18 protein-coding genes are annotated in these 20,981 nt (G+C 56.2%); 13 read left to right on the forward strand and 5 right to left on the reverse strand.

Annotation, left to right across the window (positions count from 1 at the left end; translation table 11 throughout):
• Positions 1-158 precede the first annotated feature (158 nt).
• The 5 genes from L462_RS06460 (at position 159) to pckA (ending at position 6,319) form a co-directional block, all read left to right on the forward strand.
• Positions 159-2,294 carry an intracellular growth attenuator family protein gene (locus L462_RS06460; RefSeq protein WP_032679110.1) on the forward strand — a complete coding sequence of 712 codons (2,136 nt, stop codon included), beginning with the start codon at positions 159-161 and terminating at the stop codon, positions 2,292-2,294.
• Between the two features lie 67 nt (positions 2,295-2,361).
• A complete protein-coding gene (gene yrfG / locus L462_RS06455; RefSeq protein WP_032679112.1) occupies positions 2,362-3,045 on the forward strand; it encodes a GMP/IMP nucleotidase in 684 nt (227 codons plus the stop codon).
• Positions 3,042-3,443, forward strand: a complete 402-nt coding sequence (hslR, locus tag L462_RS06450) for a ribosome-associated heat shock protein Hsp15 (RefSeq protein ID WP_020884572.1) — start codon at positions 3,042-3,044, stop codon at positions 3,441-3,443. Before yrfG ends, hslR begins: the two co-directional genes overlap by 4 nt.
• A gap of 24 nt (positions 3,444-3,467) precedes the next feature.
• Positions 3,468-4,346: an Hsp33 family molecular chaperone HslO gene (gene hslO, locus L462_RS06445; RefSeq protein WP_014171960.1), complete on the forward strand. Its 879-nt coding sequence runs from the start codon at positions 3,468-3,470 to the stop codon at positions 4,344-4,346.
• A gap of 353 nt (positions 4,347-4,699) precedes the next feature.
• Positions 4,700-6,319, forward strand: a complete 1,620-nt coding sequence (gene pckA, locus L462_RS06440) for a phosphoenolpyruvate carboxykinase (ATP) (RefSeq protein ID WP_032679113.1) — start codon at positions 4,700-4,702, stop codon at positions 6,317-6,319.
• Positions 6,320-6,366: 47 nt separating this feature from the next.
• On the opposite strand, the gene envZ is transcribed toward pckA, so the two are convergent.
• Both envZ and ompR read right to left on the reverse strand, forming a co-directional pair.
• Positions 6,367-7,713 carry a two-component system sensor histidine kinase EnvZ gene (gene envZ / locus L462_RS06435; RefSeq protein WP_014171962.1) on the reverse strand — a complete coding sequence of 449 codons (1,347 nt, stop codon included), beginning with the start codon at positions 7,711-7,713 and terminating at the stop codon, positions 6,367-6,369.
• Positions 7,710-8,429 (reverse strand): osmolarity response regulator transcription factor OmpR, encoded by a 720-nt coding sequence (gene ompR, locus L462_RS06430; protein WP_006177890.1) that lies wholly within the window; start codon positions 8,427-8,429, stop codon positions 7,710-7,712. Before ompR ends, envZ begins: the two co-directional genes overlap by 4 nt.
• 232 nt (positions 8,430-8,661) lie before the next feature.
• Here ompR and greB point away from each other — a divergent pair, with 232 nt between their 5' ends.
• The 5 genes from greB (at position 8,662) to feoC (ending at position 14,673) form a co-directional block, all read left to right on the forward strand.
• Entirely contained in the window at positions 8,662-9,135 is a 474-nt protein-coding gene (greB, locus tag L462_RS06425; RefSeq protein ID WP_014171964.1) for a transcription elongation factor GreB, read from the forward strand.
• Positions 9,136-9,223: 88 nt separating this feature from the next.
• Positions 9,224-11,554 carry a Tex family protein gene (locus L462_RS06420; protein ID WP_032679114.1) on the forward strand — a complete coding sequence of 777 codons (2,331 nt, stop codon included), beginning with the start codon at positions 9,224-9,226 and terminating at the stop codon, positions 11,552-11,554.
• Positions 11,555-11,846: 292 nt separating this feature from the next.
• On the forward strand, positions 11,847-12,074 hold the full coding sequence (gene feoA, locus L462_RS06415; protein ID WP_020884570.1) for a ferrous iron transporter A: 228 nt from the start codon (positions 11,847-11,849) through the stop codon (positions 12,072-12,074).
• Between the two features lie 30 nt (positions 12,075-12,104).
• On the forward strand, positions 12,105-14,423 hold the full coding sequence (feoB, locus tag L462_RS06410; RefSeq protein WP_032679115.1) for a Fe(2+) transporter permease subunit FeoB: 2,319 nt from the start codon (positions 12,105-12,107) through the stop codon (positions 14,421-14,423).
• A 10-nt stretch (positions 14,424-14,433) separates the two neighbouring features.
• Positions 14,434-14,673: a [Fe-S]-dependent transcriptional repressor FeoC gene (gene feoC / locus L462_RS06405; RefSeq protein ID WP_014171968.1), complete on the forward strand. Its 240-nt coding sequence runs from the start codon at positions 14,434-14,436 to the stop codon at positions 14,671-14,673.
• A gap of 30 nt (positions 14,674-14,703) precedes the next feature.
• Here feoC and L462_RS06400 read toward each other — a convergent pair whose 3' ends face one another.
• Positions 14,704-14,973, reverse strand: coding sequence for a YdgH/BhsA/McbA-like domain containing protein (locus tag L462_RS06400; RefSeq protein ID WP_020884569.1), 270 nt, complete (start codon positions 14,971-14,973; stop codon positions 14,704-14,706).
• A gap of 111 nt (positions 14,974-15,084) precedes the next feature.
• Positions 15,085-15,858 carry a pimeloyl-ACP methyl ester esterase BioH gene (bioH, locus tag L462_RS06395; RefSeq protein ID WP_032679116.1) on the reverse strand — a complete coding sequence of 258 codons (774 nt, stop codon included), beginning with the start codon at positions 15,856-15,858 and terminating at the stop codon, positions 15,085-15,087.
• A gap of 36 nt (positions 15,859-15,894) precedes the next feature.
• Here bioH and gntX point away from each other — a divergent pair, with 36 nt between their 5' ends.
• The 3 genes from gntX (at position 15,895) to gntT (ending at position 18,839) form a co-directional block, all read left to right on the forward strand.
• Positions 15,895-16,578 carry a DNA utilization protein GntX gene (gene gntX / locus L462_RS06390; RefSeq protein WP_032679118.1) on the forward strand — a complete coding sequence of 228 codons (684 nt, stop codon included), beginning with the start codon at positions 15,895-15,897 and terminating at the stop codon, positions 16,576-16,578.
• 61 nt (positions 16,579-16,639) lie between these two features.
• Positions 16,640-17,215, forward strand: coding sequence for a Fe-S biogenesis protein NfuA (nfuA, locus tag L462_RS06385; RefSeq protein WP_003861601.1), 576 nt, complete (start codon positions 16,640-16,642; stop codon positions 17,213-17,215).
• Between the two features lie 307 nt (positions 17,216-17,522).
• Positions 17,523-18,839 (forward strand): gluconate transporter, encoded by a 1,317-nt coding sequence (gene gntT / locus L462_RS06380; protein ID WP_014171973.1) that lies wholly within the window; start codon positions 17,523-17,525, stop codon positions 18,837-18,839.
• A 52-nt stretch (positions 18,840-18,891) separates the two neighbouring features.
• Here gntT and malQ read toward each other — a convergent pair whose 3' ends face one another.
• On the reverse strand, positions 18,892-20,973 hold the full coding sequence (gene malQ, locus L462_RS06375) for a 4-alpha-glucanotransferase (RefSeq protein ID WP_032679120.1): 2,082 nt from the start codon (positions 20,971-20,973) through the stop codon (positions 18,892-18,894).
• Positions 20,974-20,981 lie beyond the last annotated feature (8 nt).

Consider the following 20,981-nt stretch of genomic DNA (forward strand, 5'->3'; position numbering starts at 1 on the left):
CGCCATAACAGGCTTTGCTATCATCATCGGTCACTGGGATGCGCTTCAGAATGCTCAAGTTCGACTCCATACTTGCCGATAGCCAACCACAGACTCTCATTCAATGTTAAAGGTGCTACTGACTACACCTGTAAGAAGATAAGTAAGATGGGGAAAGCATGAGCACCATTTTGATTGTTCTCGCTGCTATGCTGGCCGGCGCATTGGTTGCAGGGTGGGTATACAGGCGTCGCGTAAGGCGTCGTTACCGGCTGCCCTTTTTAAACGCCTTTGCCGGTGCGACGACGCGTAAACTGACGCAAGAAGAGCGCGATGCAGTAGAAAACTATCTCGAAACACTGAACCGTTCTCAGTTAACACCTGGGCCGACGGGGGCAACTGCTGCGCCGGTGGCGCTCAAGTTAAATGCGCAAAGTGACACAGTGCTCAGTGTGACGCGCTCCATCACCCGCTATGGCATCACCACAGACGATCCCAATAAATGGCGCTATTACCTGGATTCGGTTGAAGTGCATCTGCCCCCGTCCTGGGAGCAGTACATTAATGACGAAAACAGCGTAGAGCTGATCCATACCGATTCGTTGCCGCTGGTTATCTCACTCAACGGCCATACGTTGAATGAATATCTTCAGGAAGCCCCGCGTTTTGCGCTGGAACGCGCAAGCTCAACGCAGGCCTCCATTCGTGGCGAAGAGACAGAGCAGATCGAGCTGCTGAACATTCGCCAGGAGACGCATGAAGAGTACGCCCTGAGCCGCCCTGACGGGATTCGCGAAGCGATTCTGATCGTGGCCGCGTTCCTGCTCTTTTTCATCTGCCTGCTGACGCCGGATGTGTTTGTCCCCTGGCTGGCTGGCGGTGCGGTACTGTTGCTGGCAGCCGGGCTGTGGGGGCTCTTTGCCCCGCCGGCAAAAACCTCGCTACGTGAGATCCACTGCCTGCGCGGTACTCCTAAGCGCTGGGGTCTGTTCGGTGAGAGTGACCAGGAGCACCTCAATAATATCTCGCTCGGTATTATCGATCTTATCTACCCGCGCCACTGGCAGCCGTGGATTGCCCAGGATTTAGGTCAGAAAACCGATATCGATATCTACCTTGACCGCCATGTGGTGCGCCAGGGGCGCTTTTTATCCCTGCATGATGAAGTAAAAAATTTCCCGCTTCAGCACTGGTTACGCAGTGCGGTCATTGCCGGGGGGGCAGCGCTGGTCTTTATCATGCTTCTGCTGTTTGTCCCGCTGGATATGCCCATTAAATTTACCCTGTCATGGATAAAAGGGGCGCAAACCATTGAGGCAACCAGCGTCAACCAGCTGGACGAAGCTGGCGTGCGGGTCGGTGATACGCTGCGCCTGAAGGGCACCGGGATGTGTAACATTCATACGCCTGGCGCATGGAATACGCGTCAGAGCTCGCCGTTCATGCCGTTCGATTGCTCGCAAATTATCTGGAATGACGCGCCACCGCTGCCGCTGCCTGAATCTGAGGTTGTTAATAAAGCCACGTCGCTTACCCAGACGGTCAACCGCCAGCTGCACCCGAAACCCGATGACGACTCACGCGTGAGCCCTGCCCTGCGCTCGGCCATTCAGAAATCGGGGATGGTGCTTCTGGACGACTTTGGTGACATCGTTCTGAAAACACAGGATTTGTGTTCCGCTCAGGACGAATGCGTACGTCTCAAAAACGCCCTTGTGAACCTGGGTAACAGTAAAGACTGGGATTCGCTGGTGAAACGCGCGGAAGCGGGCCGGCTGGATGGCGTTAACGTGCTGCTGCGTCCGGTCAGCGCCGAGTCGCTGGATAATCTGGTCGCCACGTCAACCGCACCCTTCGTGATGCGCGAAACCACCCGCGCGGCGCAGGCGCTGAACAGCCCGGCACCGGGCGGCTTTGTGATCGTCAGTGATGAAGGGAGCGACCTGGTCGATCAGCCATACCCGCAGGTCGCACTTTATGACTACCCGGCTCAGGAACAGTGGGGCCAGTTCCAGCGCCTGGCGCAGATGCTGATGCAGACGCCGTTTAGCGCTGAAGGGATTGTGACGAGTATCTTTACCGATGCCAACGGCACGCGCCACATCGGCCTGCACCGCATGCCGGACAGCGCAGGCCTGTGGCGCTACATCGGCACCTCGCTGCTGATGATTGCGATGCTGGTATGCATTTGCTGGAACGGTTTTATGGCGCTGCGTCGCTATCAGCGCTCACGCACCAGGCTTGCCGACATCCAGCAGTATTACGAAAATTGCCTTAACCCTAAGCTGATCCCCTCCTCTGAGAGCCTGATCTGATAACGTCGATGCGCGACAAGATGTGCTACCCTGTCGCGCACGTTTCTTCAGGCTGGAGTTCCCCCTTATGCATCTTGATATCGCCTGGCAGGAGGTTGATACCGTTCTGCTGGATATGGACGGCACGCTGCTCGATCTCGCCTTTGATAACTATTTCTGGCAAAAGCTGGTTCCGGAAACCTATGGTGAACAGCAGGGGATCTCCCCGGCAGAAGCGCAGGAATTCATTCGTTCGCAATATAGCGCGGTGCAGCATACGCTAAACTGGTACTGTCTTGACTACTGGAGCGAGCGCCTCGGTTTGGATATTTGTGCCATGACCACCGCCCAGGGCCCGCGCGCCGTACTGCGTGAGGATACCGTGCCTTTTCTGGATGCGCTGAAAGCGAGCGGCAAGCGCCGTATCTTGCTGACCAACGCCCATCCTCACAATCTGGCCGTGAAGCTGGAGCATACGGGTCTTGCTTCGCACCTTGATTTATTACTTTCCACCCACACATTTGGTTATCCGAAAGAGGATCAGCGGTTGTGGCATGCGGTGGCGGAAGAGACCGGTTTGCAGCCGGAACGCACGCTGTTTATTGATGACAGCGAGCCTATTCTGGATTCCGCGGCCAGGTTTGGCATTCGCTATTGTCTGGGCGTTACCAATCCTGACTCTGGCCTGGCTGAAAAAAGCTATCTGCGCTATCCGGGGCTGAACGACTATCGCCAGATGATCCCCTCACTGACCGTGAAGGAGAGGCCATGAAAGAAAAACCCTCTGAAGGGGTAAGACTGGATAAATGGCTGTGGGCGGCCCGTTTTTATAAAACGCGCGCCCTTGCCCGCGACATGATCGACGGCGGTAAAGTGCATTACAACGGCCAGCGCAGCAAACCGAGCAAGCTGGTCGAACTGAATGCCACCTTAACGCTGCGTCAGGGCAACGATGAACGTACCGTGGTGATTAAAGCCATTACTGAACAACGACGGCCCGCAACCGAAGCCGTACTGCTGTATGAAGAGACGGCTGAGAGCATTGAAAAACGCGAGAAGACCGCGCTGGCGCGCAAAATGAATGCGCTGACAATGCCCCACCCGGACCGGCGTCCGGATAAAAAAGAGCGCCGCGATCTGATGAAATTTAAACACGGTGAGACCGAGTAACCCTCACCTGCACGAGAGACTATTATGGCCCAACACGACCAATTACACCGCTATCTGTTTGAACAATTCGCCGTGCGCGGCGAGCTGGTCACCGTATCCGAAACCTGGAAACAGATTCTGGAAAACCACAACTACCCGCTGCCGGTGAAAACCCTGTTGGGCGAACTGCTGGTTGCCACCAGCCTGCTGACTGCCACCCTGAAATTTGCCGGGGATATCACCGTGCAGTTGCAGGGTGATGGCCCTATGACCCTGGCGGTCATCAACGGTAATAACCAGCAGCAGATGCGCGGTGTGGCGCGCGTACAGGGCGATGTTCCTGAAAACGCGGACCTGAAAACGCTGGTGGGTAATGGCTATCTGGTCATCACCATCTCCCCGGAGGAAGGTGAGCGCTATCAGGGCGTGGTTGGCCTCGAAGGCGATACGCTGGCGGCCTGCCTGGAAGATTACTTCATGCGTTCTGAACAGCTGCCGACGCGTCTGTTCATCCGCACCGGTGAAGTAGACGGTCAGCCTGCTGCTGGCGGTATGCTGCTGCAGGTTCTGCCTGCGCAGGACGCTCAGACCAACGACTTCGAGCACCTCGCGACCCTGACGGAAACCGTCAAAGCAGAAGAGCTGTTCACCCTGTCGGCGACCGATGTCCTGTGGCGTCTTTATCACGAAGAAGAAGTGACGGTTTACGACCCACAGTCGGTGGAATTTAAGTGCACCTGTTCACGTGAACGCTGCGCTGGCGCGCTGAAGACGCTGCCGGATGAAGAGATCGACAGCATCATGGCGGAAGACGGCGAAATCGATATGCACTGTGACTACTGCGGTACGCACTACGTGTTCAATTCGATGGATATTGCTGAGATCCGCAACAACGCCTCCCCGGCGGATCCTCAGGTCCACTAAGCAAAGCCTGCCCTCACCTTGCCCTCTCCCTTTTGCGAGAGGGCAAGGTGCAAAAAAGCCCTCTCTGGCTGAATCGTTTTTAACACTGTAACTCTTACGTAATTTTCTTACGTGTATGCGATTACATTCACATTCCTTCCGATAAAATCACCAGCCATTAACCTTTTCGGAACATTTTCCCCAACCAAAAAGCGATTCCTGCGATAATCCGCCTGCCCTGTGACTGGAGTCGCAGCGTTTTCCGTTAGTAAGGGTTTTGTCCAGATGCGTAAATCTATGAGCCCCGTCGCGGTTAACAACCTCACAAAAACCCTACAATTTCAGACAGTACATATTGGCTAAGGAGCAGTGATATGCGTGTTACTGGTTTAACCCCGCAAGATCTCAAGGCTTATGGTATTCACGACGTCCAGGAAATCGTCTACAACCCCGATTACGATACGCTGTATCAGGAAGAGCTCAATCCAGCACTGGAAGGATACGAGCGAGGTGTGTTGACTAACCTTGGTGCTATCGCCGTCGATACCGGTATCTTTACCGGTCGTTCGCCGAAAGATAAATACATCGTCCGAGACGAGACCACCCGCGACACACTGTGGTGGGCTGATAAAGGCAAAGGGAAGAACGATAACAAACCGCTCTCTCCGGAAACCTGGCAGCATCTGAAAGGGCTCGTTACCCATCAACTTTCCGGCAAGCGTCTGTTTATCGTTGATGCTTTCTGCGGCGCTAACGCCGATACCCGCCTTTCCGTGCGGTTTATCACTGAAGTGGCCTGGCAGGCGCATTTCGTGAAAAACATGTTTATTCGTCCTGACGACAAAGAGCTGCAGGATTTCACCCCTGACTTCATCGTGATGAACGGGGCGAAATGCACGAACCCACAGTGGAAAGAGCAGGGTCTTAACTCCGAAAACTTCATCGCCTTTAACCTGACCGAGCGTATTCAGCTGATCGGCGGTACCTGGTACGGCGGCGAAATGAAGAAAGGGATGTTCTCGGTGATGAACTACCTGCTGCCGCTGCGCGGTATCGCCTCCATGCACTGTTCGGCAAACGTCGGTGAAAAAGGGGATGTGGCGGTGTTCTTCGGCCTGTCCGGCACCGGTAAAACCACCCTTTCTACCGATCCGAAACGTCGTCTGATTGGCGATGACGAGCACGGCTGGGATGATGACGGCGTGTTTAACTTCGAAGGGGGCTGCTACGCGAAGACCATTCGCCTGTCTGAAGAAGCGGAGCCAGATATCTTCCATGCCATCCGCCGCGATGCGCTGCTGGAAAACGTCACCGTGCGTGCCGATGGAACGATCGACTTCGACGATGCTTCGAAAACCGAAAACACCCGCGTGTCTTACCCTATCTACCACATCGACAACATCGTGAAGCCGGTGTCAAAAGCGGGCCACGCGACGAAGGTGATTTTCCTGACGGCAGATGCGTTCGGCGTGTTGCCTCCGGTGTCCCGCCTGAGCGCCAGCCAGACGCAGTACCACTTCCTGTCTGGTTTTACCGCCAAACTGGCCGGTACCGAACGCGGCGTGACGGAGCCAACGCCAACCTTCTCCGCCTGCTTCGGCGCAGCGTTCCTGTCGCTGCACCCGACGCAGTACGCGGAAGTGCTGGTCAAACGCATGCAGGCGTCCGGTGCGCAGGCGTACCTGGTGAATACCGGCTGGAACGGCACCGGCAAACGTATCTCCATCAAAGATACCCGCGCCATTATCGACGCCATTCTGGATGGTTCACTCGATAACGCCGAAACCTTCACGCTGCCGATGTTTGATCTGGCAATCCCGACGGCGCTGCCGGGCGTAGAGACCCGTATTCTCGACCCACGCAATACCTACGGCTCACCGGAGCAGTGGCGTGAGAAAGCAGAATCGCTGGCGAAACTGTTTATTGAGAACTTCGAGAAGTATACCGATACCCCGGCAGGTGAAGCGCTGGTGAGTGCGGGTCCGAAGCTGTAACAGCTGACACGACCTGCAAAAAAAAGGGTGGCTTTTGCCACCCTTTTTTAACTCTCTCTCACCTGCCCGCGCGTCACCGGCACCGGTAACCATGCGCGAATGCTTAAACCGCCCCGCTCACTGGTCCCAATCTCCAGCAAGCCGTTATGGTTATCCACAATACGCTGCACAATCGCCAGGCCTAAGCCGGTTCCGCTGGTACTGCGCGCGCTATCGCCCCGCACAAACGGCTGGAACAGATGCTTACGCTGCTCTGGCTTAATGCCCGGACCGTCATCTTCCACCTGGAACCAGGCGCGGTTGAGCTCAGATCCGCTGCTGACTTTAATCCAGCCATTGCCATAACGGGCCGCGTTAACCACCATATTGGCCACCGCACGTTTAATGGAAAGCGGGTGCATCCGCACCTGAATTTCACCGGCCTGCAGGTCGGTATCGATTTCCCGCTCGTAGCCGCTTTCCGCCGCGACCACTTCACCGAGTACCGCATTCAGATCGGCCATCTCCATCGGCATCTCCTGCCCGGTACGCAGGTAGTCAATGAACTGCTCGATAATGGCGTTACACTCTTCGATGTCCTTGTTAATGGACTCCGCAAGATAACCATCCTCTTCGCCCATCATCTCCGTCGCCAGACGGATACGCGTGAGCGGCGTGCGCAGGTCATGACTCACGCCCGCCATCAGCAGCGTACGGTCGTCTGCCAGCTGCTTCACGCCGGCCGCCATATGGTTAAAGGCCCGCGTCACGGAACGTACTTCTGAGGCGCCGTACTCACGCAGTGGCGGAGGAATAATCCCTTTACCGACCTGCAGCGCAGCGTGCTCCAGGTCGACCAGCGGTCGGTTCTGTATACGAATAAACAGCCACGCGCCGCCTATCGCCAGCAGCATAATGGCAAGGGTGTAGCGGAACAGCGGTGAGAAGTCACCCTGGTGAATTTCGGTCAGCGGGACGCGCACCCAGATATTGGGTGACAGCCAGGTTTTCAGCCAGACGACCGGCGAGCTTTTGTTGACCTCAACGCGCACTTCCGTCGGGCCACCTAACTGCTGCGCCATCTGCTGACTGAGGAACTCATAATGCTGCGCCCAGCGCAGGCCAGCGTCTTCTGCCGCTTCGTTGGAGTAAAGCGAAATACCCAGCTCACGGTAGATTTCACGGCGAAACGCCGGGGGAACAACTAACTGCGTGCCGTCCTCCAGTTGCAGTTTATCGGTCATCAGCATACGCACTTCGTATGCCAGAACCTTATTGAACTGCTGGAGGCTCGGCAGGATCGCAAAGTTCAGCACCACCAGATAGGTTGTCACCAGGCTGACGAACAGCAGGGTGACAATCAGTAACAGCGTACGGGCAAATGAGCTTCGCGGAGAGAAGCGCATTCGCCTCATGCTTTAGCGCCGTCCGGGACAAACACGTAGCCCAGACCCCATACGGTCTGAATATAACGAGGATGCGCCGGATCTTCTTCCACCATGCGGCGCAGACGGGAGATCTGCACGTCAATGGAACGTTCCATTGCGGAGTATTCACGGCCGCGCGCCAGGTTCATCAGCTTGTCACGTGAAAGCGGCTCACGCGGGTGGCTGACCAGCGCTTTCAGCACCGCGAACTCACCGCTGGTGAGCGGCATAGGTTCATCTTCACGGAACATCTCACGGGTACCGAGATTCAGCTTGAACTTACCAAACGCAATCACCGCTTCTTCCTGCGACGGTGCGCCAGGCAGTTCGTTCGCCTGACGGCGCAGCACGGCGCGAATACGGGCCAGCAGTTCACGCGGGTTGAACGGTTTTGGAATGTAGTCGTCAGCACCGATTTCCAGACCAACGATGCGGTCAACCTCTTCCCCTTTCGCCGTCACCATGATGATCGGCATAGGGTTGCTCTGGCTACGCAGACGGCGGCAGATGGAAAGCCCGTCTTCACCAGGCAGCATCAGGTCGAGTACCATAAGATGGAATGATTCGCGGGTCAGCAGACGGTCCATCTGCTCAGCGTTGGCCACGCTACGAACCTGGAAGCCCTGCTCGGTCAGATAACGCTCAAGCAGCGCACGCAGGCGCATGTCGTCATCCACGACCAGAATTTTGTAGTTCTCTTGCATTGTGTGTACTCCCAAAGGTTCGGATAGACTAATAACAGCGTATTCTAAAAAAGTGCACGTGTTCGACCAGCTAATTCTGGTATAAATTCTAGTCGAAATTGTTACAAAGCATATTTAACAGCAGCTTATCTGCACATTTCATCACATAAATCATTATTAACGTTGTCTGTTAGACTACGTGATACGTAATGTGCGCAAAGAATGCAATGATGTCGAGTCTTAAGGTCACCCCATGAAAACGCCCCTGATCACCCGCGAAGGGTATGAGAAACTCAAAAAAGAGATGGATTACCTGTGGCGCGAAGAGCGTCCTGAAGTGACCAAGAAAGTGACCTGGGCCGCAAGCCTGGGCGATCGCAGTGAAAATGCTGACTACCAGTACAACAAAAAACGGTTACGTGAAATCGACCGCCGGGTCCGCTATCTGACCAAATGCCTTGAGAACCTCAAAATAGTGGATTACTCCCCACAGCAGGAAGGCAAAGTGTTTTTCGGCGCGTGGGTCGAGATTGAGAACGACGATGGTGACACCCTGCGTTTTCGTATCGTCGGCTATGACGAAATTTTTGGTCGTAAGGATTACATCTCTATCGACTCACCAATGGCCCGTGCGCTGCTGAAAAAGGAAGTGGGCGATTTGGCCGTCGTGCAGACCCCTGGCGGCGAAGCCAGCTGGTACGTCAACGAAATTACGTACGTTAAATAGTCCGAGAGCGCCCTCCGCGGCTGGCATTTTGCCGTGTCAGCCCGTATAACTATCCCCTGATTTTTTCGACTCAACAGATGATAAAGCCATGATGAAAGATTCGCTCTGCCGCATTATTGCGGGTGAACTTCAGGCCAGAGCCGAACAGGTAGAAGCTGCCGTTCGCCTGCTTGATGAAGGGAACACCGTGCCGTTTATTGCACGTTATCGTAAGGAAGTCACCGGCGGTCTGGATGACACGCAGCTGCGTAACCTGGAGACCCGTCTCGGTTACCTGCGCGAACTGGAAGACCGTCGTCAGGCGATCCTCAAATCCATCGGCGAACAGGGAAAACTGACCAGCGATCTGGAAACCGCAATCAACGGCACCCTGAGCAAAACCGAACTCGAAGACCTTTATCTGCCGTATAAACCGAAGCGCCGCACCCGTGGACAGATTGCCATTGAGGCAGGCCTGGAGCCGCTGGCCGAACTGCTGTGGAACGAACCGTCCCACGACCCGGAAACCGAAGCCGCGAAGTTTATCGATGCCGATAAAGGGGTCGCAGACACCAAAGCCGCACTCGACGGCGCGCGCTACATTCTGATGGAGCGCTTCTCCGAAGATGCCGCCCTGCTCGCGAAAGTGCGTGACTATCTGTGGAAAAACGCCCACATCGTCTCTACCGTGGTCAGCGGGAAAGAGGAAGAAGGCGCCAAGTTCCGCGATTATTTCGATCATCACGAACCCATCTCTACCACCCCTTCACACCGCGCGCTGGCGATGTTCCGCGGCCGCAACGAAGGCGTGCTCCAGCTCTCCCTGAATGCCGACCCGCAGTTTGACGAGCCACCAAAAGAGAGCCACTGCGAGCAGATCATTATCGACCACCTCGGCCTGCGCCTGAACAACGCGCCGGCAGACAGCTGGCGCAAAGGCGTGGTGAGCTGGACGTGGCGCATCAAGGTGCTAATGCACCTCGAAACCGAACTGATGGGCACCGTGCGTGAACGCGCCGAAGACGAAGCAATCAACGTCTTCGCCCGTAACCTGCACGACCTGCTGATGGCCGCACCTGCCGGCCTGCGCGCCACCATGGGTCTCGATCCGGGTCTGCGTACCGGCGTAAAGGTGGCCGTGGTTGACGGTACCGGCAAGCTGGTGGCTACCGATACCATTTATCCGCATACCGGCCAGGCGGCGAAGGCTGCCGTCGTGGTTGCGGCGCTGTGCGAGAAATACAACGTGGAGCTGGTAGCCATCGGCAACGGTACGGCCTCCCGTGAAACCGAGCGTTTCTACCTCGACGTGCAGAAACAGTTCCCGAAAGTCACCGCACAGAAAGTGATTGTCAGCGAGGCGGGTGCTTCCGTTTATTCGGCGTCTGAACTGGCCGCCCTGGAGTTCCCGGACCTGGACGTTTCCCTGCGCGGTGCAGTTTCTATCGCCCGCCGTCTGCAGGATCCGCTGGCGGAGCTGGTTAAGATCGACCCGAAATCCATCGGCGTCGGCCAGTATCAGCATGACGTGAGCCAGACTCAGCTGGCCCGTAAGCTGGATGCGGTCGTGGAAGACTGCGTAAACGCCGTCGGCGTTGACCTGAACACGGCCTCTGTTCCCCTGCTGACCCGCGTGGCGGGCTTAACCCGCATGATGGCGCAAAACATCGTTGCCTGGCGTGATGAGAACGGCCAGTTCCAGAACCGCCAGCAGTTGCTGAAGGTGAGCCGTCTGGGGCCAAAAGCGTTTGAGCAGTGCGCGGGCTTCCTGCGCATCAACCACGGCGATAACCCGCTGGATGCCTCAACCGTTCACCCGGAAGCGTACCCGGTAGTGGAACGCATTCTGGCCGCAACCCAGCAGGCGCTGAAAGACCTGATGGGCGACAGCAGCGCGCTGCGTAACCTGAAGGCGGTCGATTTTACCGACGAGCAGTTCGGGGTGCCGACGGTCACGGACATCATCAAAGAGCTGGAAAAACCGGGCCGCGATCCGCGTCCTGAGTTTAAAACCGCGACCTTCGCCGACGGCGTTGAAACCATGAATGACCTGCTTCCAGGCATGGTACTCGAAGGGGCGGTCACTAACGTCACCAACTTTGGCGCGTTTGTCGATATCGGCGTGCACCAGGACGGTCTGGTCCACATCTCTTCCCTTGCCGATAAATTCGTTGAAGATCCGCATACCGTGGTCAAAGCGGGCGACATTGTGAAGGTGAAGGTGATGGAAGTGGATCTGCAGCGTAAGCGTATCGCCCTGACGATGCGTCTGGACGAGCAGCCAGGTGAAACCAACGCGCGCCGCGGCAGTAACGGCGGCGGTCGCGAGCAGCAGCGCCCGGCCGCAAAAGCGGCGAAGCCACGCGGACGTGACGCCCAGCCTGCGGGCAACAGCGCCATGATGGATGCACTGGCGGCAGCAATGGGTAAGAAACGCTAACCGCATAAAAAAGGCCCGGTGATACGTCACTCATCGGGCCGTTATCCCGCCGAAATTAATTGTAAAATATGAAACCGGTTGTATATCTATATTTCAACCATCAGTGATCACACTATTAACAAATAAGCCTTTCCTCTCCCTGCCGCAGAATCAGTAAATATTGAGCAAGGTCAAACAGGCCGTAAATTAATACCGCAAACAACATTCCGTCACAGTTTTATTATTGCTGATAAAAACTATTCTCATTATCATCCCATAGTAGATATTTTAACCTCTCGTGGAATCAGGCATTATGCAATTCACTCCAGACAGTGCATGGAAAATTACCGGTTTTACCCACGAAATTAGCCCGGCCTATCGACAAAAGCTGCTGTCGCTGGGCATGCTGCCCGGCTCGTCATTTCAGGTCGTGCGCGTCGCCCCGTTAGGTGATCCGGTGCATATCGAAACCCGACGCGTAAATCTGGTATTGCGTAAAAAAGATCTCGCATTAATAGAAGTCGAAGCCTTATCCCGATAACAAGCCAGCGGTTTCAGTGAGTCCAGAAAAATGAAAAAATTAACTATTGGCTTAATTGGCAATCCTAATTCCGGCAAGACAACGCTATTTAACCAGCTCACGGGTGCGCGCCAGCGCGTCGGTAACTGGGCTGGCGTAACGGTTGAACGTAAAGAAGGCCTGTTCTCAACAACAGATCACCAGGTCACGCTGGTTGACCTGCCCGGCACGTACTCCTTAACCACGATCTCCTCGCAAACTTCGCTCGATGAGCAGATTGCCTGCCACTATATTCTTAGCGGCGACGCGGATCTGCTCATCAACGTGGTTGATGCCTCAAACCTTGAGCGTAACCTCTACCTGACGCTGCAGCTGCTGGAGCTGGGCATTCCCTGCATCGTGGCGCTCAACATGCTCGACATTGCAGAGAAACAGAAACTGCGTATCGACGTCGATGCCCTCTCCGCACGGCTGGGGTGCCCGGTCGTTCCGCTGGTGTCGACGCGCGCCCGCGGTATTGATGCCCTGAAACTGGCTATCGATCGCCACGCGGGAAATCGTAACGTTGAGCTGGTGCACTACGCCCAGCCGCTCCTGCGCGAAGCGGATCTGCTGGCGCAAGAGATGGACAAAAGCATGCCCGCGAAACAGCGCCTGTGGCTCGGCCTGCAAATGCTGGAAGGGGATATCTACAGCCGCGCCTATGCTGGTCATGCGGCAGATAAACTGGACGTGGTCCTCGCCCGTCTGAGCGACGAGCTGGATGACCCGGCCCTGCATATCGCTGATGCTCGCTATCAGGCCATCGCCGCGATTTGCGACGTGGTCAGTAACGCCCTGACGGCGGAACCGAGCCGCTTCACCGCTGCCGTAGATAAGGTTGTGCTTAACCGCTTCCTCGGTTTGCCGGTCTTCTTGCTGGTGATGTACCTGATGTTCTTGCTCGCCATTAACATTGGTGGCGCACTCCAGCCGATTTTCGATGCCGGTTCCGTTGCTATCTTTGTTCATGGCATTCAGTGGGTGGGTTACACCCTGCATTTCCCGGAATGGCTGACCATCTTCCTTGCCCAGGGGATTGGCGGTGGTATCAACACCGTACTGCCTCTGGTGCCGCAAATCGGCATGATGTATCTGTTCCTCTCCTTCCTTGAGGATTCCGGTTACATGGCGCGCGCCGCCTTCGTCATGGATCGCCTGATGCAGGCGCTCGGTCTGCCGGGCAAATCCTTCGTGCCGCTGATCGTGGGCTTCGGCTGTAACGTGCCCTCGGTTATGGGTGCCCGTACGCTGGATGCGCCGCGTGAACGTCTGATGACCATCATGATGGCACCGTTTATGTCCTGCGGTGCGCGACTGGCTATCTTCGCGGTCTTTGCCGCGGCCTTCTTTGGGCAGCAGGGGGCGCTGGCGGTCTTCTCGCTGTACGTGCTGGGTATCGTCATGGCCATTCTCACGGGGCTGATGCTGAAACACACCATCATGCGCGGCGAAGCGTCGCCGTTCGTTATGGAACTGCCGGTCTACCACGTCCCCCATCTTAAAAGCCTGGTGATCCAGACCTGGCAGCGCCTGAAAGGCTTCGTCCTGCGTGCCGGTAAAGTGATTGTTATCGTGAGTATTTTCCTGAGCGCGCTGAACAGCTTCACCCTGAGCGGACAGGCTGCGGATAACATCAACGACTCCGCCCTCGCCTCCGTCAGCCGCGTCATAACCCCGGTCTTCAAACCGATCGGCGTCCATGACGATAACTGGCAGGCGACCGTCGGTCTGTTCACCGGCGCGATGGCGAAAGAGGTGGTCGTCGGGACCCTGAATTCGCTCTACACCGCGGAGAACATCCAGGAGCAAGCGTTCAATCCGGCAGAGTTTCATCTCGGTAACGAACTGCTGGGCGCCGTCGAAGAGACATGGCAGAGCCTGAAAGACACCTTCAGCCTGAGCGTGCTGGCGAACCCTATTGAGGCCAGTAAAGGTGACGGCGAAATGGCAACGGGTGCCATGGGCGTGATGAGCGAGAAATTTGGTAGCGCCTCTGCGGCCTACAGCTACCTCATCTTTGTTCTGCTCTATATTCCGTGCATCTCCGTCATGGGTGCGATTGCCCGCGAGTCCAGCCGTGGCTGGATGGGCTTCTCCATTCTGTGGGGGCTCAACATCGCTTACTCGCTGGCGACGCTCTTTTATCAGACCGTTAACTTTAGCCAGCACCCGCGGTATAGCCTGGTGTGCATCCTGGCGGTTGTGCTGTTTAACGTGCTCGTTCTCGGCCTGCTACGCCGGGCACGCAGCCGGGTTGATATCAACCTGCTGGCAAACCGCAAAACGGCTGCCACCTGCTGCAACAGCCCGGCGGGCGACTGTCACTAAGGGGTAAGCCATGGCATCGTTGATTCAGGTACGTGACCTGCTGGCGTTACAAGGGCGAATGGAGGCGAAACAGCTAAGCCTCACCCTGCATACGCCGCAGCCGATGATCGATGCCATGCTGGAAAGACTGGAAGCCATGGGAAAAGCTGTGCGTATTCAGGAAGAGGCGGAGGGCTGCCTGTCCGGCAGTTGTAAAAGCTGCCCGGAAGGAAAAGCCTGCCTCAGAGAGTGGTGGGCACTGCGCGCATAAAGCCGGGCATCGCTGCCCGGCATTAACGTATTACTTATAGACGTCCGCCGTTGCGCGCACGTTTTTGGTCTGTTTTTCGGCACTGGTGACGACGTAGTACTTCCCACCCAGCTCATCCGCTTTCTTAGACAGCTCTCTTTTAGCGTCCATCGGAGCGGTCGTGTCAGACGTAGAAATCTCACCAACTTTGGTCAGATTCATCCCGGCAACTTTATCTTTTTCCAGCTCTTGTGCCGCAAAGGCGCCAAATGAAAGTGACCCAATAACCAGAGAAGTGACGATACCTGTAACAAGTTTCATAGCCTGACTCTCCATAGGATTGTTGTTTTGATTATCGTAGGCAGAACAACCGCAACGACATCTGGAGTATGGTTGCGGTGTGAAACTTTTTCCAGGCTGGATAGAAAATAATCAGTCTAAACGTTGACTTAACGCAACGAGCGCTGAACAAAACTCCGCCGGATGAGAGATAAACGGCGCATGCGCGGCTTTGTTTATCACCAGAGACTCACTTTGTGGCCAGAGTGAATCCAGCACTGGAACCACTTTGCGCGGCACCAGCCCGTCGAGGTAGCCGTAGATACGCAGGTGCGGCATCGCCAGCGCGGCCAGCGGCTCACGCAAATCGACGGTTTTGAGGATCTCAAGCCCCCCGTTAAGCACCTCAACGTCCGGCATCGGCAGGGAAAGCACGGTCTGCTTCAGCGCTCTGGCATCCTGACGCGCGGTGTCGGTTCCCATTGTCTGCAGGGCCAGGAAACGCTCAACGGTCCGCTGGAAGTCTTCGCTCAACTGTTTCTGGAACCCGGCCAGCACATCCGGTTTTATGCCCGGCCAGTCGTCCTTTGCACTGAAGCACGGTGACGAGGCTACCGTGACCAGCGCACGCACGCGCTCGGGATGGGTCAACGCAATCTGGCTCGCCACCAGTCCGCCCAGGCTCCAGCCCAGCCAGATGGCGTATTGCGGCGCAGCGTCCAGCACCTGCTGCGCCATCTCCTCAACCGACATTGCCCTAAAGCCGCGACTGCGGCCAAAACCCGGTAAATCCACCAGATGCAGGGTAAATTGCGAGGCGAGTTCCCCGGTTATGCAATTCCATACTTCGGCATTCAGGCCCCATCCGTGCAGCAGCACAAGATGGCAATTTCCCGTCCCTACGGTCTGCCACCACAGCGTCTTCATCAGTTACTGTTCTCTTTTTTCACATGGAGGTTGCACATGTTAACAGTGCCTGGCTTGTGCTGGCTATGCCGGATGCCGCTTGCCCTCAGCGCATGGGGCGTCTGCTCCGTTTGCACCCGCTCGCTGAAAAGGCAGGCGATGACGTGTCCGCAGTGTGGGCTAGCGGCCACCGGGCGAGACGTTCCCTGCGGCCGCTGCCTGAAAAAAGCGCCGCCGTGGTGTGCCCTGGTGGCTGTGGATGATTATGTTGCGCCGTTAAGCGGCCTTATACATGCGCTGAAGTTTGCCGGCCAGAGTGTGCTGGCGCGTCCCCTCGCCCGCCTGTTACTGCTGGCCGTTTTACAGGCGCGACGCACCCGCGGCCTGCCGAACATCGACATGGTGGTTAACGTGCCTTTATACCGTCGCCGACACTGGCGACGCGGCTACAACCAAAGTGACTTGCTTTGCCGCCCGCTCGCGCGATGGCTCGGTTGCCGGTACGACGCCCGTGCGCTCAAACGCGTCCATAATACGGCCATCCAGCATCAGCTCACGGCCCGACTTCGCAAAAGGAACCTCAAAAATGCCTTTCGTCTTGAATTCCCGGTCAAAGGCCTCCATATCGCGATTGTGGATGATGTCGTCACCACAGGCAGTACCGTTGCTGAACTTTCCCGACTGCTTTTGCAAAGCGGCGCCGCGTCGGTTCAGGTATGGTGTCTGTGCCGTACCTTGTAGCCCTTCTTCAATGGGCGTATGATTATACCCAGGTAATTTAGTCAACTATTAGGCCAAAGCTATGATCCGTATTTCCGATTCTGCACAAGCGCACTTTGCCAAACTGCTGGCAAATCAGGAAGAAGGGACGCAGATCCGCGTGTTTGTGATCAATCCAGGCACTCCGAATGCAGAATGTGGTGTCTCTTATTGTCCTCCGGACGCAGTGGAAGCGACTGACACTGCCCTTAAATTTGAACAGCTCACGGCTTACGTTGATGAGCTGAGCGCACCGTATCTTGAAGATGCGGAGATCGACTTCGTCACCGATCAGCTGGGTTCTCAGCTGACCCTGAAAGCGCCAAACGCCAAAATGCGTAAAGTGTCTGACGATGCCCCACTGATGGAGCGCGTCGAGTACCTGCTGCAGTCTCAGATCAACCCACAGCTGGCGGGCCACGGCGGGCGTGTTTCCCTGATGGAAATCACTGAAGACGGCCTGGCGATCCTGCAGTTCGGCGGCGGCTGTAACGGTTGTTCAATGGTTGATGTCACGCTGAAAGAAGGGATCGAGAAGCAGCTGCTGAACGAATTCCCGGAACTGAAAGGTGTGCGCGATCTGACCGAACACCAGCGCGGCGAGCACTCTTACTACTAAGCGTCCGCCTGCTTTTGCCCGGTGGCGCTATGCTTACCGGGCCTGCTTTCCCCTCCCTGCCTTGCCTCCCCATATGTTGACCTGCGTCTCATAATTCAAATTTAGCCCCCCAGGGTGATTCTCAACCACGACATGTTACCCGTATCATTCTCGTGGGCACTAAGCACCTTCATAACAGCCGACTAAACTTAATAGTTTCCAAGGCAACAGTATTAGTGCCGTTAACACTCTGTTCCCAGTTGGGACAATCGGAATTTGTCGTTGAAACAATGACGTTACCCATAACAATTCAAAGGCCAGGTAAATCATGCCATTAGTCATCGTTGCTATCGGTGTTGTGTTATTACTGCTCTTGATGATCCGGTTCAAAATGAACGGGTTTATCGCTCTGGTTCTGGTGGCACTTGCAGTCGGTCTGATGCAAGGGATGCCGCTGGTGAAAGTCATCAGCTCCATTAAAGCCGGTGTCGGCGGCACGCTCGGTAGCCTGGCACTGATCATGGGCTTTGGCGCTATGCTCGGCAAAATGCTGGCGGACTGTGGGGGCGCCCAGCGTATTGCCACCACGCTGATTGCCAAATTTGGTAAGAAGAATATTCAGTGGGCGGTCGTGTTAACCGGGTTTACCGTCGGTTTCGCACTGTTCTATGAAGTGGGCTTCGTCCTGATGCTGCCACTGGTGTTCACCATCGCAGCGGCAGCGAACATTCCACTGCTGTATGTCGGTGTACCGATGGCCGCCGCGCTGTCCGTTACGCACGGTTTCCTGCCACCACACCCGGGTCCAACCGCGATCGCCACCATCTTCCATGCCGATATGGGTAAAACCCTGCTGTTCGGTACGATTCTGGCAATCCCGACGGTGATCCTGGCCGGCCCGGTTTATGCCCGCTTCCTGAAAGGGATTGATAAGCCTATCCCGGAAGGTCTGTACAGCGCGAAAACCTTCACGGAAGAAGAGATGCCTGGTTTTGGCGTCAGCGTCTGGACCTCTCTGGTACCGGTCATCCTGATGGCGATGCGTGCCGTGGCGGAAATGATCCTGCCAAAAGGCCACCCGTTCCTGTCCGTTGCCGAGTTCCTGGGCGACCCGGTGATGGCGACGCTGATTGCGGTGCTGATTGCGATGTTCACCTTCGGCCTGAACCGTGGTCGTTCGATGGATCAGATTAACGACACGCTGACCTCTTCCATCAAAATCATTGCCATGATGCTGCTGATTATCGGTGGTGGCGGTGCGTTCAAGCAGGTGCTGGTCGACAGCGGCGTGGATAAATACATCGCGGCCATGATGCATGAAACCAATGTATCACCGCTGCTGATGGCGTGGTCTATCGCTGCGGTGCTGCGTATCGCGCTCGGCTCTGCAACCGTTGCAGCAATCACCGCCGGTGGTATCGTTGCGCCGCTGATTGCGACGACGGGCGTGAGCCCTGAGCTGATGGTTATCGCGGTAGGTTCCGGTAGCGTGATTTTCTCTCACGTGAACGATCCGGGCTTCTGGCTGTTCAAGGAATATTTCAACCTGACTATCGGTGAAACCATCAAGTCCTGGTCTGCACTGGAAACCATTATTTCGGTATGTGGTCTGGTCGGGGTTCTGCTGTTGAACATGGTTATCTGATATCAAAAAGCCGGGTAGCTTGCGCTTACCCGGCTTTCTTCTCTCTGTGAGACTACCGCGTTTTACCCACCGCTTTTCTGCGCTTATCCAAATCCTTAATCAGCCTGTTCACCCCGTCATCGGCAAACATCTTCTCAAGCGTGATGGACAATTTGCGACGCCAGTTCTTGTACTGATAGCTGGTACCCGGAATGTTCACCGGCTCCGCCATATCAATCCAGTCTTCCGGCTGCAGACCCAGCAGGGCACTGTTGCTGTCGGCGATATAGCGCTGCAATCCGCGGTTGAGCGTAGGCGTCATCGACATCAGTGATGCCTTATGCCCGGCGCGTTTCGGCAGGCAGCCATGCTTGTGTAACGCATCAAGCAACCCTTGCTTCGCCAGCTCGCGATCCTGATACAGCCCACGTAAGACCTCTTCATCCGGATACAGACCCAGCGTTTTACCGAGCGTCAGATCGCCGCTTTCCCAGTAGCCACGAAGCGTAGGAAGGTCATGCGTCGTCGCGACTGCCATTGACTGTTCAGGGTACGCTTTCGGCGCGCGGAAGGTTTTCTCATGGTCGTTTTCAAAATAGAGCACTTTATAGGAGTAAACACCGCTGTCGCGGAGCTTACTGACAATCTCAACCGGCACGGTACCGAGATCTTCGCCGATCACCATGCACTGATGACGTTTACTCTCCAGCGCCAGGATCGAGAGCAGATCGTCAACCGGATACTGTACATACGCGCCGTGGTCAGCCGTTTCACCATAAGGGATCCACCACAGACGCAGGACGGACATCACGTGGTCAATTCGCAGCGCGCCGCAATTTTGCATGTTGGCGCGCAGCAGGTCGATAAACGGCTCGTAAGCCCGCGCAGCCATGACGTGCGGATCCATCGGCGGCAAGCCCCAGTTCTGGCCGAGCGGGCCAAGAATATCCGGCGGTGCGCCCACGGAGGCCTTCAGGCAATAAAGCTCGCGGTCACACCAGGTTTCCGCCCCGCCTTCCGCCACGCCAACGGCCAGATCGCGGTACAGGCCGATCGGCATTTTATAGCCCTGGCTCACCTGCCAGCAGGCGGCAAACTGGCTGTAAGCCAGCCACTGCAGCCAGAGGAAGAAATCCACCTCGTCAGCATATTTTTTGCAGAACGCCTGCACTTCGGGCGTATCGACAGATTGATACGCTTCCGGCCATACCGGCCAGCCCCAGCGCATTTCGTCCTCTTTTACCTGATAAGCATGCAATGCATCGAACGCCGCCTGCCAGTAAAGGCTCTCGCCTTCCTGAGCTACAAACTGGCGGAAAGCCGACATCTGCTCGTCATCACGCTGCGAAAAACCTTTCCACGCCAGACGTAACGCGGCCATTTTCAGTGCGGTTACGGTGGCATAGTCTACCCAGTCCGTCTCGCGCGCCTGCTTCAGCGCCTGCTGAGTGGTCGCGAGGTTCCACCACGCCTGCGCCTCTTTGCTGCTTTTGAAATCGTCTAAGGCATTCACGTCAATGTAAATCACGTTCAGCCAGCGACGGGATGACGGGCTGTACGGACTGGCACTTTCCGGGTTCGCCGGATAGAGCGCATGAATGGGGTTGAGGCCGATAAACGCACCGCCGCGCTCGCCCACATCCGCCAGCATCTTTTTCAGGTCGCCAAAATCGCCGATACCCCAGTTGCTGTCAGAGCGCAGCGTGTAGAGCTGCACGCAGGCCCCCCACAGCTTTTTACCCTCGAGCAACGCCTGCGGCTCATAGCAGCGTTTTGGCGCAACAATCACCCGACAATGAAAACGCTGGTCGTCCTGCGTGAGGGTTAACGTGTGATAGCCCTCCGGCAGTTTTGCCGGAAGGTTAAGCGCTTTGCCACCGGTGGCGTGGCCTTTGTGCTGTTGCCCCTCTTCGGTCGTGAGCAGCCAGCTAAATTCGCCGCGCCCGTTTACCGTAAGCGGCATCTTTTTACCGGCGGTAAACACCTTCACGTTCGGCACCGGAGCAACCGACGCTTTCGCGTCGGTCTTGTGCATGGCATCCAGCAAACGTCTTTTGGTGTCGGCGCCAATAGACTGTGGTTTGCCGTGAGCATTAATGTAACTGAGGCTGATCCCCGCCGCCTGCGCGGCACTGTCCAGACGTTTACTCTCCATCGCGCTTC

Source organism: Enterobacter sp. BIDMC 26 (assembly GCF_000534435.1).
Lineage (GTDB): Bacteria > Pseudomonadota > Gammaproteobacteria > Enterobacterales > Enterobacteriaceae > Enterobacter > Enterobacter ludwigii.